Origin of the sequence: Microbacterium proteolyticum (assembly GCF_029639405.1) — a bacterium.
GTDB lineage: Bacteria > Actinomycetota > Actinomycetes > Actinomycetales > Microbacteriaceae > Microbacterium.
On record NZ_CP121274.1, the window covers coordinates 187,013 to 200,554 of the forward strand.

The 13,542-nt window shown below is 70.7% G+C and carries 15 protein-coding genes; 7 read left to right on the top strand and 8 right to left on the bottom strand.

Annotation, left to right across the window (positions count from 1 at the left end):
* Positions 1–188: 188 nt before the first annotated feature.
* Entirely contained in the window at positions 189–656 is a 468-nt protein-coding gene (locus P8R59_RS01720) for a hypothetical protein (RefSeq protein ID WP_278102449.1), read from the bottom strand.
* A gap of 774 nt (positions 657–1,430) precedes the next feature.
* On the opposite strand from P8R59_RS01720, the gene P8R59_RS01725 reads away from it, so the two are divergent.
* The 4 genes from P8R59_RS01725 to P8R59_RS01740 all read left to right on the top strand — a co-directional run bounded on the left by P8R59_RS01725 (position 1,431) and on the right by P8R59_RS01740 (position 5,519).
* A complete protein-coding gene (locus tag P8R59_RS01725) occupies positions 1,431–2,105 on the top strand; it encodes a YqaJ viral recombinase family protein (protein WP_278102450.1) in 675 nt (224 codons plus the stop codon).
* 96 nt (positions 2,106–2,201) lie between these two features.
* The gene (locus P8R59_RS01730; RefSeq protein WP_278102451.1) at positions 2,202–3,896 is read left to right on the top strand and encodes an MDR family MFS transporter; all 1,695 of its coding nucleotides are present in this window, start codon (positions 2,202–2,204) and stop codon (positions 3,894–3,896) included.
* A gap of 1 nt (position 3,897) precedes the next feature.
* The gene (locus P8R59_RS01735; RefSeq protein ID WP_431606873.1) at positions 3,898–4,362 is read left to right on the top strand and encodes a MarR family winged helix-turn-helix transcriptional regulator; all 465 of its coding nucleotides are present in this window, start codon (positions 3,898–3,900) and stop codon (positions 4,360–4,362) included.
* A gap of 134 nt (positions 4,363–4,496) precedes the next feature.
* Entirely contained in the window at positions 4,497–5,519 is a 1,023-nt protein-coding gene (locus tag P8R59_RS01740) for an NADP-dependent oxidoreductase (RefSeq protein ID WP_077052295.1), read from the top strand.
* Here P8R59_RS01740 and P8R59_RS01745 read toward each other — a convergent pair.
* The gene (locus tag P8R59_RS01745; RefSeq protein WP_278102453.1) at positions 5,506–6,408 is read right to left on the bottom strand and encodes a LysR family transcriptional regulator ArgP; all 903 of its coding nucleotides are present in this window, start codon (positions 6,406–6,408) and stop codon (positions 5,506–5,508) included. The two genes, P8R59_RS01740 and P8R59_RS01745, sit on opposite strands and share 14 nt — an antisense overlap.
* 69 nt (positions 6,409–6,477) lie before the next feature.
* Here P8R59_RS01745 and P8R59_RS01750 point away from each other — a divergent pair, with 69 nt between their 5' ends.
* The gene (locus P8R59_RS01750) at positions 6,478–7,128 is read left to right on the top strand and encodes a LysE/ArgO family amino acid transporter (RefSeq protein ID WP_278102454.1); all 651 of its coding nucleotides are present in this window, start codon (positions 6,478–6,480) and stop codon (positions 7,126–7,128) included.
* 15 nt (positions 7,129–7,143) lie between these two features.
* On the top strand, positions 7,144–7,422 hold the full coding sequence (locus P8R59_RS01755; RefSeq protein WP_278102455.1) for an acylphosphatase: 279 nt from the start codon (positions 7,144–7,146) through the stop codon (positions 7,420–7,422).
* Here the strand turns inward: P8R59_RS01755 and P8R59_RS01760 are convergent.
* The 6 genes from P8R59_RS01760 to rplK all read right to left on the bottom strand — a co-directional run bounded on the left by P8R59_RS01760 (position 7,419) and on the right by rplK (position 12,121).
* Positions 7,419–8,471 (bottom strand): NAD(P)H-dependent flavin oxidoreductase, encoded by a 1,053-nt coding sequence (locus tag P8R59_RS01760; protein WP_278102456.1) that lies wholly within the window; start codon positions 8,469–8,471, stop codon positions 7,419–7,421. The two genes, P8R59_RS01755 and P8R59_RS01760, sit on opposite strands and share 4 nt — an antisense overlap.
* 2 nt (positions 8,472–8,473) lie before the next feature.
* The gene (locus P8R59_RS01765) at positions 8,474–9,253 is read right to left on the bottom strand and encodes an amino acid ABC transporter ATP-binding protein (RefSeq protein ID WP_278102457.1); all 780 of its coding nucleotides are present in this window, start codon (positions 9,251–9,253) and stop codon (positions 8,474–8,476) included.
* Positions 9,240–9,863, bottom strand: a complete 624-nt coding sequence (locus tag P8R59_RS01770; RefSeq protein ID WP_431606884.1) for an amino acid ABC transporter permease — start codon at positions 9,861–9,863, stop codon at positions 9,240–9,242. Before P8R59_RS01770 ends, P8R59_RS01765 begins: the two co-directional genes overlap by 14 nt.
* Positions 9,864–9,982: 119 nt before the next feature.
* A complete protein-coding gene (locus P8R59_RS01775) occupies positions 9,983–10,786 on the bottom strand; it encodes an amino acid ABC transporter substrate-binding protein (RefSeq protein WP_077052301.1) in 804 nt (267 codons plus the stop codon).
* 199 nt (positions 10,787–10,985) lie between these two features.
* On the bottom strand, positions 10,986–11,678 hold the full coding sequence (rplA, locus tag P8R59_RS01780; RefSeq protein ID WP_278102459.1) for a 50S ribosomal protein L1: 693 nt from the start codon (positions 11,676–11,678) through the stop codon (positions 10,986–10,988).
* Between the two features lie 11 nt (positions 11,679–11,689).
* The gene (gene rplK / locus P8R59_RS01785; protein WP_076494491.1) at positions 11,690–12,121 is read right to left on the bottom strand and encodes a 50S ribosomal protein L11; all 432 of its coding nucleotides are present in this window, start codon (positions 12,119–12,121) and stop codon (positions 11,690–11,692) included.
* A 403-nt stretch (positions 12,122–12,524) separates the two neighbouring features.
* Here rplK and P8R59_RS01790 point away from each other — a divergent pair, with 403 nt between their 5' ends.
* Positions 12,525–13,478, top strand: coding sequence for a type IV toxin-antitoxin system AbiEi family antitoxin domain-containing protein (locus P8R59_RS01790; RefSeq protein WP_278102460.1), 954 nt, complete (start codon positions 12,525–12,527; stop codon positions 13,476–13,478).
* Positions 13,479–13,542 lie beyond the last annotated feature (64 nt).

Below are 13,542 nucleotides of genomic sequence, written 5' to 3' on the forward strand. Positions count from 1 at the left end.
CCGACACTGTGCGCCAAATCCTCGCGGCCCCGTGTCCGCGGCCGCCCGCGCGCGCCGCGCCGCCCCGCCCCGCCCCGCCCCACCGCCGAGGGCCCACGATCCGGTCGAGTGCCCACGTTCCGGTCGACTCATTCGTGGGCGCTCGACCGGATCGTGGGCCCTCGCCGTCCGACACGATGCCCGCAAGCTCACGGCGGGAGGCGGACACCGAACGAACGCAGGCGCTCGGCAAGCGTTTCCGGGGTGGCGATGTCGCGGAAGCCGCCGCGACACACGCGCCACTGAGTGGTTCCGCGAATCCAGTCCTCTCGACGCTTCTCTGCCAAGACGACGTCATCGATCGACCTCCCCGCCCGCAGATCCCGATCGCGATACTTTCCCTCACCATCGAACTCCCAGAACGTGCGGACCTGGGGCAACCCGATGTCGGCGAAATACATCGAGCCCGACGGTCCCGCGATCGCCACCTGCACGTCCATATCGCGGAATCCGAGCCGGAACAGTTGGAGTCGACTGACGCTTTCCCCCGGCAACTCGGCGCGCGCATCAGCGAACTCGATCAGCCATCGGGCCGCGGTGACACCGCGCCGGCCGGCCGACCGCGCCGCACGTTCTCGCATCCGGTCCCGCCAGGCCTCTTGCCTCGCCCCGTCCACGCCGTGGCCCTCACCCGCCACGCGTCGGACGGCGGCATCCGCACACGAGACCGACACTTCGAGCCCGCAGGTCCGCGCGACATCGAAAACCGTCCTCTCGAGCGAGGTGCACCGGATACCGTCGATCTCGACGACATCACCCTCGTCGAGCCGGTCACGACGTCGGCGAACGCCCGGGCGACTCGAGCCGCGGGAACCGGGCGCCAGAGTGAGCTCCACGGGCTGAGCCATGAAGCGGTACTGCGGTAGATCGTGCAGAACCGCAGCGGAGAGGTGCGAGACGACGGCACCCCCATCCCGCATACGCGCGACGACCGCCAGCGTGTCGAGCCGGTGCCGCGCGGCGGGGCGGAGATCGCTCACTTCACCTCGTCCGGCGTACATCCCACGGTGAACACGCTCCCACGGCCCATCCGACGAGGCGCGGAGCCGTCTCGCCGCAACGTCTCTTTCGAGAAGCTGCTCCCTCGAGCGCAGGACGGCACGAGCTTCGGCTAGGGAGAGGTCACGCGGCATCCCTTCAGCGTGCCCGGCCCCTCGCCCGCCTTTTCGCCCCGTTCCGCGGTTCTGTGGACGGCCCGCCGTATCGATCCCCTGTGCAGGGCACCCGTCGGCGCCACCCACCGCCCACGATCGGGTCGAACGCCCACGGCGCGGTCGCCCCATTCGTGGGCGCTCGACTGGATCGTGGGCGCTCGCGACGCAGCCACCGACCCGCAGGACACACCGCCGCGCCGAACGACCCGGGCGCCCGACCGGGTTAGTCTCGAACGCATGTCCCCCGAGCTCGTCGCCTCCCGCAGCGCCGACCTCGAGTCGCGGATCGTCGCCGATTCCCGCGACCGTGTCGCGTGGATCCGGGCGCGCTCGCGCGGCATCACCGCGACCGACGTCGCAACACTCACCAGCACGAACGCGATCGCCCGGGCGGCGGATGCCAAGCTCCTGGGCTCGAACTTCTCGGGCAACGCCTACACGGCGCACGGCCGTCGCCGCGAGCCCGAGATCGCGGCCTGGGTGGCCGCGACGCACGGCATCCAGCCCTCGTCGGCGCTGTATCACGCGGTCGTGGAGAGGCGGCATCTGGCCACCCCCGACGGCGTGGTCGTCGACGGGGAGGGACGCATCGTCCTCGCCGAGATCAAGACGACGAACAAGGCGTGGCGCTCGATCCCCCGCACGTACCTGCGCCAGGTGTGGTGGCAGCAGCACGTCCTCGGCGCCGAGCGCACGCTGGTCGCGTGGGAACAGCACGACGGTTTCATCCCGGTCGGCGACGAGCCCCGCTGCCAGTGGGTGGATCGCGACGAGAAGGAGATCGCGTCCCTCGTCCGCCTCGCGACCTCCCTCATCGACGAGCTCTACCGCCGCACGACCGCCGGACGCGCTCCCGCTCCTCGCCCGGAGCCGACGGAGAGGTACCGCGCGCTCGCGCTCCTCGAGGGATAGTTGACCCGAATCAAACACTTCGCGTATAGTTGATCCTCGTCAACTAACGCGCCGACGTCGTCGCGGCATCCTTCTTCCTCCCCTGGAGAGCTCCGCATGACCGCCTCCCTCCCCGAGACCGCCGCGCCGCGGCGCGTTCTCCCCGCCCTCATCGGACTGCTGCTCGGCATGTTCGTGTCGATGCTGGCATCCACCGTCGTCTCGACCTCGCTGCCGGTCATCGTCCACGACCTGTCCGGCGACCAGAACGCCTACACGTGGGTGATCACCGCGACGCTGCTGACGACCGCCATCTCCACACCGATCTGGGGCAAGCTCGCCGACCTGTTCAACCGCAAGGTGCTGATCCAGGTCGCGATCGCCATCTTCGTGCTGGCGACGGCCGCCGCCGGGTTCTCGCAGAACACCGACATGCTGATCGCCTTCCGCGCCGTGCAGGGCCTCGGCGCCGGTGGCCTGGCCGCCCTCAGCCAGGTGATCATGGCCGACATCATCAGCCCGCGCGAGCGCGGTCGCTACATGGGCCTGTTCGGCGCGGTGATGGCCGTCGCCACCGTTGGCGGCCCGCTCCTCGGCGGAGTGATCACGGATGCCTTCGGCTGGCGGTTCAACTTCTTCGTCGCCCTTCCCTTCGCGGTGGCGGCGCTCCTCATCCAGCAGCGCACCCTGCACCTCCCGAAGCGCGCGAAGCGCAAGGTCAAGATCGACTACCTCGGCATCGTGCTGCTGTCGACCGCCGTGTCGCTCCTGCTGATCTGGGTGACCAACGCCGGCCGCTCGTTCGACTGGGCCAGCACCGAGACGGTCCTCATGGTCGGCGGAGCCGTCCTCGCGGCGATCCTCTTCATCGTGGTGGAGCTGCGCTCGTCCGAGCCGCTCGTGCCGCTCACGCTCTTCCGGGATGCCACCTTCACCCTCGCCACGATCGCCTCGATCGCGACGGGTCTGGCCATGTTCGGCACCTCGGTGTTCCTCAGCCAGTACATGCAGATGGCCCGGGGCGCCACGCCCACCGAGGCCGGCGTCATGACCATCCCCATGATCGCGGGCCTCCTGCTGGCATCCGTCATCGTCGGTGCGCTCATCACGCGCTTCGGACACTGGAAGCCGTTCCTCATCGTCGGCGGCGTGCTGCTCATCGCGGGCACCTACCTGCTGTCCACGATCCACTACGACACCAACTTCGCCCTCGTGTCGGTGTACATGTTCCTGCTCGGCGCGGGCGTCGGCATGACCATGCAGAACCTCGTCCTGATCGTGCAGAACACCGCCGACCCCGCGCGTATGGGCGCGGCCAGCTCCGGCGTGACGTTCTTCCGCAGCCTCGGCGGCACCATCGGCGTCTCGGTCATGGGCGCGGTGCTCGCGAGCACGGCGACAGGGCTGTTCACCGACCGCGCGGCCGACCTGCAGGCCGCGATCCTGGGACTCGGCTCGGCCGGGGCCCCGGTCGCCGAGGCCCTGCAGTCGGGCACGATCCCCCAGGTGTCGAGCCTGCCCGAGACGGTCCGCGTGATCGTCGAGGACGTCTACGCCCAGTCCATCGCCCACGCGTTCCTCATCGCGGTGCCGGTGGCGGTCGTCAGCCTGCTGGCGATCCTCTTCCTACCCAACCGCCCGCTCACGCGCATGACGACGTCCGAGCGCGTCTCGGCGAGCGAAGCCGACCTCGCCACCGTGTCCGTCCCGGGGGCCATGGCGACGCTGTCGACCACGGGGACGGTGGAGACGGTGGATGCCACACACCGTCACCGCACCCGTTCGGGCGCCCCGATGGGGGAGGATGGGTGACGTGACCCACGAAGACGACGCCGAGAGGCACGCCGCCGTGCAGGCGCTCGAATCGTCGTTCTCGGAGCTGATGACCACGTTCCGCCGCTACGTGGCCGAGGCGGCGGAACGGGTCAGCCCGGGAATGCTTCCGGCGACGTTCAAGACGCTGTCGGTGGTGAGCCGGTTCGGGCCGATGACGCTGTCGGCTCTGGCCGAGCGACTCGCCGCGGACAAGGGCTTCCTGAGCCGGTCGATCAGCGAGCTCGAAGAGATGGGGCTCGTCACCCGGACGCCCGACCCCAACGACCGGCGGTCGCGTCTCATCGCCGTCACCGAGCTCGGTCACGACCGTCTGCGCGATGCCCGCGCCCCGCACGAGAGCCGCCTGTACGAGGCGCTCGCGGACTGGTCGGTCGACGAGATCGGGAACCTGTCGACGATGTTGCACGCCCTCGCCGTGGGCGGGGTCCCCGAGCGCAACTGATCCTCCGGCCGGCGGCGCCGACGAGGCGACGCGACACGGTGACCGAGGTGTAACACCGCCGAGACAATGTCGCGCTTGACTGAGGGAGTCGAGACGGAGTCGCCGTCGACGTGACCCCCGAGGAGGAGCGCCCGATGAGATTCCGATCGTCGCGTCCCGAGGCCAGCGTCGAGGCGCCCGGTCCCACACTTCCCGAGACCATGCGCGCCGCGGTCCTGGACGCCCCCGGCGAGCCCGACGCCCTGCATGCCGCGACGGTCCCCGTCCCCACCCCGATCCTCAGCGAGGTGCTCGTCCGCATCGTCGCGGCCGGCATCAACCCGATCGACGCCAAGACCCGCGCCGGTCGCGGCGCGTGCGGCGCGATCACGTCGTGGCCGGCGACACTGGGCTACGACTTCAGCGGCGTCGTGGTCCAGGCTCCGTACGAGGGGCATCCGTTCCCGCCGGGAACCGAGGTGTTCGGGATGACGCCGACACCGCGGACCCCCGGGACGTACGCCGAGTACGCGGTCGTCCCCTCCCTCTCGCTCGCCCGAAAGCCCACGTCGCTCTCGCACGTCGAAGCCGCCGGCGTGCCGCTCGCGGCCCTCACGGCGTGGGGCCTCGTCGTCGAGACGGCGCTGGCGCACGCGAACCAGCGCATCCTCATCCACGCCGGGAGCGGCGGGGTGGGGCACTTCGCGGTGCAGTTCGCCGCCTACTTCGGTGCGCACGTCATCGCCACCGGGTCGCCCCGCAACCTCGACTGGCTCCGCGAGCTGGGTGCGGCGGAGGTCGTGGACCATACCGCGGTGCGGTTCGAGGATGCCATCGCCGCCGTCGACGTCGTCGTCGACCTCGTGGGCAACGTTCACGACGACACCGGCACGCGGTCCCTCGAGGTGCTGCGTCCGGGGGGATTGCTCATCGAGGTCCCGACGGGCGCGTGGACCGGCTTCCGCGAAGCGGCCTCGGCGCGCGGCATCCGCTCGACCGGGTACAAGGTGATCCCCGACGGGAGCGCACTGGCGACGATCGCGCGCCTCCTGGATTCGGGAGCCGTGCGCGTCTTCGTCGACCGCGTCTTCGATCTCGAGGATGCCGCCGACGCCCACCGCGAGCTCGAGAAGGGGCACACGCGCGGCAAGATCGTGCTGCGCGTCAGCGACGACTGATCCCGTCGGCCGCGAGCACCTGTCGCCCCTCGGCCACGACCTCGTCGGCGACCTCGTCGAGGAGCGGCGAGGTGAGGTTCCACTGCTGCCAGAACAGCGGCACGTCGACCGGGTCGCCGCCGAGGCGCACGAGCGTCCCCTTCGCGAGTCCGTCGGCCGATTGAAATCCGGGCAGCAGCCCCCACCCGAGACCGAGCGACACCGCTGTCGCGAAGTCCTGCGAGGCGGGCACCCGGTGCCGCGGCGGCTCCGCCACGGGCACACCCCGCGCCGCGAGCCACTGCGTCTGCAGGTCGTCCCGCCGGTCGAAGTCGACGACCGGTGCCGCGGCGAGGCCTGCGACGTCGACGCCCTCGGGGAACCAGCGCGCGGCGAATCCGGCCGACGCGACGGCTTCGTAGCGCAGGACGCCCAGGCTTCGCACGCGACACCCGGTCACGGGCGTCTCGCGCGACGTGACCGCCGCCATGACCGCCCCCGACTCGAGGAGCCCGGCCGTGAAGTCCTGGTCGTCGCGGTGCAGGTCGAACACGACGGAGCGTCGTTCCGCGACGCGCTGGAGCGGCGGCAGGAACCATGTCGCGAGCGAATCGGCGTTCACCGCCAGAGGCAGGGATGCCACGGACCCGCCGTCCGCCCCGATCGCCGTCAGCGCATCGTGCTCGAGGAGGGCGAGCTGGCGCGCCAGTCGGATCACCGCGTCCCCCGCCGCCGTCGCGCGCACCGGCTTCGAGCGGACCAGGACGACTCGACCCAGCTGATCCTCGAGTGCTCTGAGACGCTGGCTGACGGCCGACGGGGTCAGGTGAAGGCGGCGGGCGGCGGCATCCAGGGTTCCCTCGTCCACGACGGTCGCGAGCGTGCGGGCGAGGTCGAGCGGGATCGGCATGAAGCGATGCTAATGCTTCGTCAGAATCATGAACTGTACTTGACCTTCGCGCGGCCCTACGGTCGGATCGTGCTCTCCTCCCTCGCCGCCGGTTTCGGGCTCGGCCTGTCGCTCATCGTCGCCATCGGCGCGCAGAACCTCTTCGTGCTGCGCCAGGGCGTGCGCCGCGAGCACGTCCTCGCCGTGGTGGCGGTGTGCGCGGTGTCCGACGCCGTGCTGATCGCGCTGGGCGTCTCGGGCGTCGGCGCGGTCGTCACCGCCGTGCCGTGGCTCCTGGGCGTCGTGCGCTGGGCGGGAGCGCTGTTCCTCGTCGGCTACGGCATCGTCGCCGCGCACAGGGCGCTGCGCCCCTCCGGCGCGGTGCTTCACGTCGAACCGGAGTCGTCGACCTCGGCCGCGGTCCGCACGCGCACGACCACCACGACCCGGACCGCCGCCGTGCTCACCTGCCTCGCGCTGACCTGGCTGAACCCGCACGTCTACCTCGACACGGTGTTCCTCCTCGGATCCGTCGCCGCCACGCACGGCGCGGAGCGCGGCGTCTTCGGCGTGGGGGCCGCAGCCGCGAGCGTGGTGTGGTTCACCGCGCTCGGCTTCGGCGCGCGCTTCCTCGGACGCTGGCTGGACTCCCCCACGGCATGGCGGGTGCTCGACGGAGTCATCGCGCTCGTGATGTGGGCGCTGGCGTTCTCGCTCGTCCTCCCCGTGTTCACCGGCTGAGGACACAATGGAGGCATGACAGCCGTCGAGATCACCGTCCGCGGTCACGTACAGGGCGTCGGGTTCCGCTGGGCACTGCGCGCCGAGGCCGAGCGCGTCGGGGCGACCGGCTGGGTGCGCAATCGCCGGGACGGCGCTGTCGAGGCGCACGTCGCCGGAACAGCGACCGCCGTGGAGTCGCTCGTCGCGTGGGCTCAGCACGGTCCACCGCTGGCGCGCGTCGAGCGGGTCGAGGTGACCGACGTCCCGAACGCCGCCGACGGCGACGGCTTCGAGATCCGCGACTCCGTCTAGCCGAGGGCGTCGGGCAGTCCCGCGCGCAGTTCGGACAGGACGTCGGCGGCGTCGTCGAGCCGTGCGAGACCCGCCGCCTGGCCCGCCCACAGCGACAGCAGTTCGCCCTCCCCCGCCGCCGCGGCCGCGGCACGGAAGACACCCGTGAGCCAGTTCTGGGCGGGGAACGGCGCGATGGCGTCGGCCGCCTCGATCTCGCGGACGGCTCGGTTCGGGATGCCGCGCGCCAGCCGCCCGCTCATGGCCCGCGTCAGCACGGTGTCGGTGTCCCGGGCGGCCGCGATCGACGCGCGATGGGCCGCCGTCGCCGCGGACTGCCGGCTGCGCAGGAACGCGGTGCCGACCTGCACGCCCTCCGCGCCCAGGGCGAGGGCGGCCGCCACCCCCCGGCGGTCGGCGACACCGCCGGCGGCGATCACGGGCACGGACACGGCGTCGACGACCTGCGGCACGAGCGCGAACGTCCCCACGAGGGACTCCGCGGGATCGCGCAGGAACGACACGCGGTGGCCCGCCGCCTCCATCCCGGTGGCGACCACGGCGTCCACACCCGCGTCCTCGAGCGCGACCGCCTCGGCGACCGAGGTGGCGGTGCCGACCAGACGGATGCCGTGCTCCCGGGCGCGCGCGACGGTCGCGGCATCCGGGACTCCGAACACCACGCTCACAACGTCGGGCCGGGCGGCGAACACGGCGTCCAGCTGGTCGGCGAGGGCCGGGAGGAACGCGGCGGGGAGTTCCGGGCGCGCGGCCCCGGCGGCCTCGAACAGCGGGGCCGTGGCATCCAGGACCGGGTCGAGATCGACGTCGGAGGGTCCCACCTCGTCACCGCGCGGCCACCACAGGTTGACGGCGATCGGCCGGTCCGTGGCCGCGCGCAGGCGGCCGATCGTGTCGTGGATGCGCTCGGGCGCGTACCCGTAGAGACCGAACGATCCGAGACCGCCGCCGTCGCTCACCGCGGCGGTCAGCTCGACGGACGACAGACCCCCGAAGGGCCCGAGGACGATCGGGACGTCGATCCCGAACAGCTCCGTCAGCCGTGACACGGTCAGTCCAGGGGGCGCAGGAGGCGATCGAGGAACCGGCGGGTCCGCTCCTTCTTCGGCGCCGTGAACAGCACCTCGGGGGCGCCGCGTTCCACGATCACCCCTTCGTCGAAGAAGAGCACCTCGTCGGCGACCTCGCGCGCGAAACCGAGTTCGTGGGTCACGATGACCATCGTCCACCCCTCGTCGGCGAGGCCGCGCAGCACCTTCAGCACCTCGCCCACCAGTTCGGGGTCGAGGGCGCTGGTCGGTTCGTCGAAGAGCAGCAGATCGGGCTGCAGCGCGAGCGCGCGCACGATCCCCACGCGCTGCTGCTGCCCGCCGGAGAGCTCCGAGGGGTAGGCGTCGCGCTTCTCGGTGAGCCCCACGCGGTCCAGCAGCGCCTCGGCACGCGCGGCGGCCTCGGCCTTGGGCACCCCGTGCGCCTGCACCGGGCCCTCGATGACGTTCTGCAGCACCGTCAGGTGCGGGAACAGGTTGTGATGCTGGAACACCATCGCGGAGCGGTCGCGCATCGCCGCGCGGTCGGACTTCCCCACCTTCCCGGCGAAGTCGATGGTCGGCCCGCCGTCGAAGTCCACGACACCCGCCTCCGGTGTCTCGAGGGCGTTGAGGCACCGCAGGACCGTGGTCTTGCCCGAACCCGACGGTCCGATCAGAACGAGCACCTCGCCGCGGCGGACCTCCAGGTCGACCCCGTCGAGCACGCGGTTCGTGCCGAAGTTCTTCACGAGACCCCGGACCTGCAGCAGCGGGGTCAGAGCGTCGTCACCGTGCGACATGGCGGTCGAGCCTCCTCTCGAGCACTCCCTGCCCGGCGGAGAGCACGAGGCAGAACAACCAGTAGATCAGGGCGGCTTCCAGGTAGATCGCCATGAACTCGTAGGAGAACGCGGCGATGTTCTGAGCCTGCCGGAACAACTCCGTGACCAGGATGAGGGATGCCAGCGAGCTGTCCTTCACGAGCGAGATGAACGTGTTCGACAGCGGCGGCACCGACACCCGGGCGGCCTGCGGCAGGATGATGCGCGTCAGGGTCTTGCTTGGCGAGAGACCGACCACGTGCGCCGCCTCCCACTGGCCGCGCGGGACCGACAGGATCGCGGCGCGGATGACCTCGGCGGCGTACCCGCCGACATTGAGCGAGAACGCGATGACCGCGGCCGGGAACGGGTCGATGACGATCCCCACCGCCGGCAGCCCGTAGAAGATCACGAACAGCTGCACCAGCAGCGGGGTTCCGCGGATGACCGAGATGTAGAACCGCGCGATACCGCGCAGCACGACGTTGCGGGACAGCCGCAGCAACGCCATCGCCAGGGCGATGACGAGTCCGATGGCGAACGACGCCAGCGACAGCGGGATCGTCCCGCGCAATCCCACCAGCACCATCGGCCAGAACGAATCGAGCAGCAGGGTCCAGATGTCGTTCACGCGGCCTCCTTCCTGTCGCGAACACGGCACGCCCGCCCTCCCACGCTAGGCGGGAGGCGCGGGCGTGCGCCGGGGCTTTACTTGGTGACGTCGGCGCCGAAGTACTTCTGGCTGATCTCGGCCAGGGTGCCGTCGGCGCGGAGCTCCTCGAGCGCCGTGTCGATGGCATCCGTCAGGGCCTGCTTGTCCTTCGTCGTCGCGAACGCGCTCTCCGAGGTGTCCTCGGTCTCCGCGGCGATCTTCAGACCCGTGGGGCTGTTCGTCTTCTCGTAGTCGAGGTAGGTCAGCTGGTCGTTGATCGTGGCGTCGACGCGACCCTGCTGCAGCAGGGCGACGGCCTGCGCCCACCCCTCGACGGCCTCGACCTGCGCGCCGCTCTCGGTCGCCAGCTCGTACCAGTTGCTCGTCAGCGACTGCGCGGTGGTCTTGCCGGCCAGGTCGGCGAAGCTCGAGATCGAGGAGTCGTCCTCCGTGGTGACCACGACCCCGCGCGACACGGTGTAGGGCGAGCTGAACAGGTACTTCTGCTCGCGCTCGGCGTTGATCGAGACCTGGTTGGCGATGACGTCGAAGCGACCCGCGTCCAGGCCCGCGAAGATGGCATCCCACTGGGTCTCCTGGAAGCGGACCTTCAGCCCCAGCTTGTCGGCGACCGCCTGCGCGATCTCGACGTCGAAGCCGGTCAGCGTGCCGGACTCGTCGTGGTACGAGAACGGACGGTAGGTGCCCTCGGTGGCGACGGTGAGGGTGCCGCCGGAGACGAGACCGAAGTCATCGCCCTGCTCGGCCGAACCGGACGTGGAGCCGCCGCTGCACGCGGTCAGCGCAAGCGCGAGGGCGCCGAGGGCGGCGGCGAGGACGGGAAGACGACGACGGGGCATAGCTGTTCCTTGCTGTGGTGCGGGTGAGTTCCGGGGGAGGTGTGCGGGGGCACCCCGCGGGGACGTGCCCGGGGGCACCCCCAGCCCAACACGGATCGACGCGGCATCCTTCCCGGATGACGCCGTGTTGCACGTTCGTGCAGCGCGCACGCGAAAGCCCCGCCGGCACGAGGCGCGACGGGGCTTTCGGCGTGGTGCGTCAGACGATGGCGTTGACGTCCAGCGGGATGCCGGGACCGAAGGTGGTCGACACGGCGCCCTTCTGGATGTAGCGGCCCTTGGAGCTGGACGGCTTGAGGCGGACGATCTCCTCGAGCGCGGCCTTCAGGTTCTCGTCGAGCTGCTCGGCCGAGAACGACGCCTTGCCCACGACGAAGTGGATGTTGGCGTGCTTGTCGACGCGGAACTCGATCTTTCCGCCCTTGATCTCCTCGACGGCCTTGGCCGGGTTGGGGGTCACGGTGCCGGTCTTGGGGTTCGGCATGAGGCCGCGGGGTCCGAGGACCTTACCGAGGCGACCGACCTGGCCCATGAGCTCGGGCGTGGCGACGGCCGCGTCGAACGCGGTGTAGCCGCCGGCGACCTTCTCGATGAGCTCGGCGCCGCCGACCTCGTCGGCACCGGCGGCGAGGGCCGCCTCGGCCGCGGGACCGTTGGCGAAGACGATGACGCGAGCGGTCTTACCCGTGCCGTGGGGCAGGATGACCGTGCCGCGGACCATCTGGTCGGCCTTGCGGGGGTCGACCGAGAGCTTCAGCGCGACCTCGACGGTCGAGTCGAACTTCTTCGAGCCGGTCTCCTTCGCGAGGGCAACAGCCTCGGTCGGGGTGTAGAACGTGTCGGGCGCGACCTTCTCGGCGGCGGCCCGGTATGCCTTGGACTTGGTAGCCATGATTATCTCCCTCAGTCCTCGACCGTGATGCCCATGGAGCGGGCGGTGCCGGCGATGATCTTGGCCGCAGCCTCGATGTCGTTCGCGTTCAGGTCGGGCTGCTTGGTCGTAGCGATCTCGCGAACCTGGTCCTTGGTGAGCTTGCCCACCTTGACCGTGTGGGGCGTCGACGAGCCCTTGGCGAGACCGGCGGCCTTCTTGATGAGCTCCGCGGCGGGGGGCGTCTTCAGGATGAACGTGAAGCTGCGGTCCTCGTAGACGGTGATCTCGACGGGGATGACGTTGCCGCGCTGGGCCTCGGTCGCCGCGTTGTACGCCTTGCAGAACTCCATGATGTTGACGCCGTGCTGACCGAGCGCCGGACCGATCGGCGGCGCGGGGTTGGCCGCGCCTGCCTTGATCTGGAGCTTGATCAGGCCGGTCACCTTTTTCTTGGGTGCCATATCCTTTTCCTCTCTCGAGCGGATGCCTCGCGGCATCCTCTCTCCCGCACGTCCGGCCGTTCCGGACAGCGGTCGCGCCCGCGCAGACGCACGAGCAACCTCCCCATCATACGCGATGTCCCGGCATCCCCGCTCCCCCGCCAGCCGCGCTCGCGTCCGGTACCCGGCTTCACCCCGCGCTCGCGCCCGGCGTCGCGGTCCGCGTCGCACGCCCCGTGCTCCAGCGCTACGTACCGGCCCCCTCCCCTCCGCGATTAACGGCATCCACGACGAGACACGGCACGCCGAACCATTTCTCGCCGCGGACCGCGTTTTTCGACCGGAGCAGGCGCGGATGTCACGGGGCATCGGAGTTATCAACAGGCTCCGGAAGCGACCCCTCCGCATCTGGAATCCTCGGCGGATGTACCCTCTCGCCCTCCGAGGCCGCCCCGTGCCGCTCATCCGGACCGCGGATGCCGAGCGCGCGGGCCGTTACCCTCACAAGGCCAGCGACCTTCACCGCGTACGCCCCGGGGTGTACGCCCCCCGACCGGACTGGGATGCTCTCGCTCCCTGGGACCGATACCTGGCGCGCGTGCACGCGTACTGGCTGATCCGTCCGGACGCGATCTTCTCGCACGAGTCGGCCGCCGCACTCCTGGGCCTGCCCACCTTCGGGCATCCCGTTCGCATCCACATCTTCGACTCGAGACGTTCCCGGTCACTCGTCTACGGCGACGTCGTCGCCCACACCAGTGCCGACGATCGCCGTTGCGCGACCGTTGAAGGGCAGCGGGTCACCCGCCCCGTCGACACGGTGACCGATCTCGTCCGCGCGTTGCCTCCCGCGTTCGGCCTGGCCGTTGCCGACGCTGCGGCGCGTCAGTTCGAGGTCACGCCGGACTGGGTCCGGGAGACGGTGTCTGCGCAGCGCTCGATTCGAGGGCGGCGCCGCGTCGAGTGGGTGTGCGACCACATGACCGGCGACGCGGAGTCCGTGGCGGAATCCGTGAGCAGGGCGGTCATGCACTGGCAGGGATTCCCGGAGCCGCTGCTCCAAGCCGAACATCGCGTGGCCGGCCGCGTGTACCGATCGGACTTCTGCTGGCCGGAGTTCCGGGTGCTCGGCGAGGTCGACGGATGGATCAAATACAGCCGAGACGATCCCTCCGAGGCGGCGTCGGCCCTGCGCGACGAGAAACGTCGCGAAGATGCCCTTCGGCGCGCGGGGTGGCGCATCGCGCGATGGGATTACGTCGGCGCCCTCCGTGGCGACGGGCCCTATGACGCGCTGCGCGCCGCGGGCCTCCCCGTCACGCGCCCGACCGACGCCGCACAGCTGCTGGACGTCGGTCGGAACCCGCGCTCACGATGAACACCGGCACGGACGATGCCGCGCGCGCAGCCGAATATCGCGATAAACGGCATCCCCGGCGAAA

Coding starts and splice junctions, on each gene's coding strand:
- P8R59_RS01745 (WP_278102453.1), bottom strand. CDS start 6,408: ATGCCGATCCCGCTCGACCTCGCCCGCACGCTCGCGACCGTCGTGGAC.
- rplA (WP_278102459.1), bottom strand. CDS start 11,678: ATGGCTACCAAGTCCAAGGCATACCGGGCCGCCGCCGAGAAGGTCGCG.
- P8R59_RS01725 (WP_278102450.1), top strand. CDS start 1,431: ATGTCCCCCGAGCTCGTCGCCTCCCGCAGCGCCGACCTCGAGTCGCGG.
- P8R59_RS01740 (WP_077052295.1), top strand. CDS start 4,497: ATGAGATTCCGATCGTCGCGTCCCGAGGCCAGCGTCGAGGCGCCCGGT.
- P8R59_RS01790 (WP_278102460.1), top strand. CDS start 12,525: ATGTACCCTCTCGCCCTCCGAGGCCGCCCCGTGCCGCTCATCCGGACC.
- P8R59_RS01765 (WP_278102457.1), bottom strand. CDS start 9,253: ATGTCGCACGGTGACGACGCTCTGACCCCGCTGCTGCAGGTCCGGGGT.
- P8R59_RS01775 (WP_077052301.1), bottom strand. CDS start 10,786: ATGCCCCGTCGTCGTCTTCCCGTCCTCGCCGCCGCCCTCGGCGCCCTC.
- P8R59_RS01770 (WP_431606884.1), bottom strand. CDS start 9,863: ATGGTGCTGGTGGGATTGCGCGGGACGATCCCGCTGTCGCTGGCGTCG.
- rplK (WP_076494491.1), bottom strand. CDS start 12,121: ATGGCACCCAAGAAAAAGGTGACCGGCCTGATCAAGCTCCAGATCAAG.
- P8R59_RS01755 (WP_278102455.1), top strand. CDS start 7,144: ATGACAGCCGTCGAGATCACCGTCCGCGGTCACGTACAGGGCGTCGGG.
- P8R59_RS01730 (WP_278102451.1), top strand. CDS start 2,202: ATGACCGCCTCCCTCCCCGAGACCGCCGCGCCGCGGCGCGTTCTCCCC.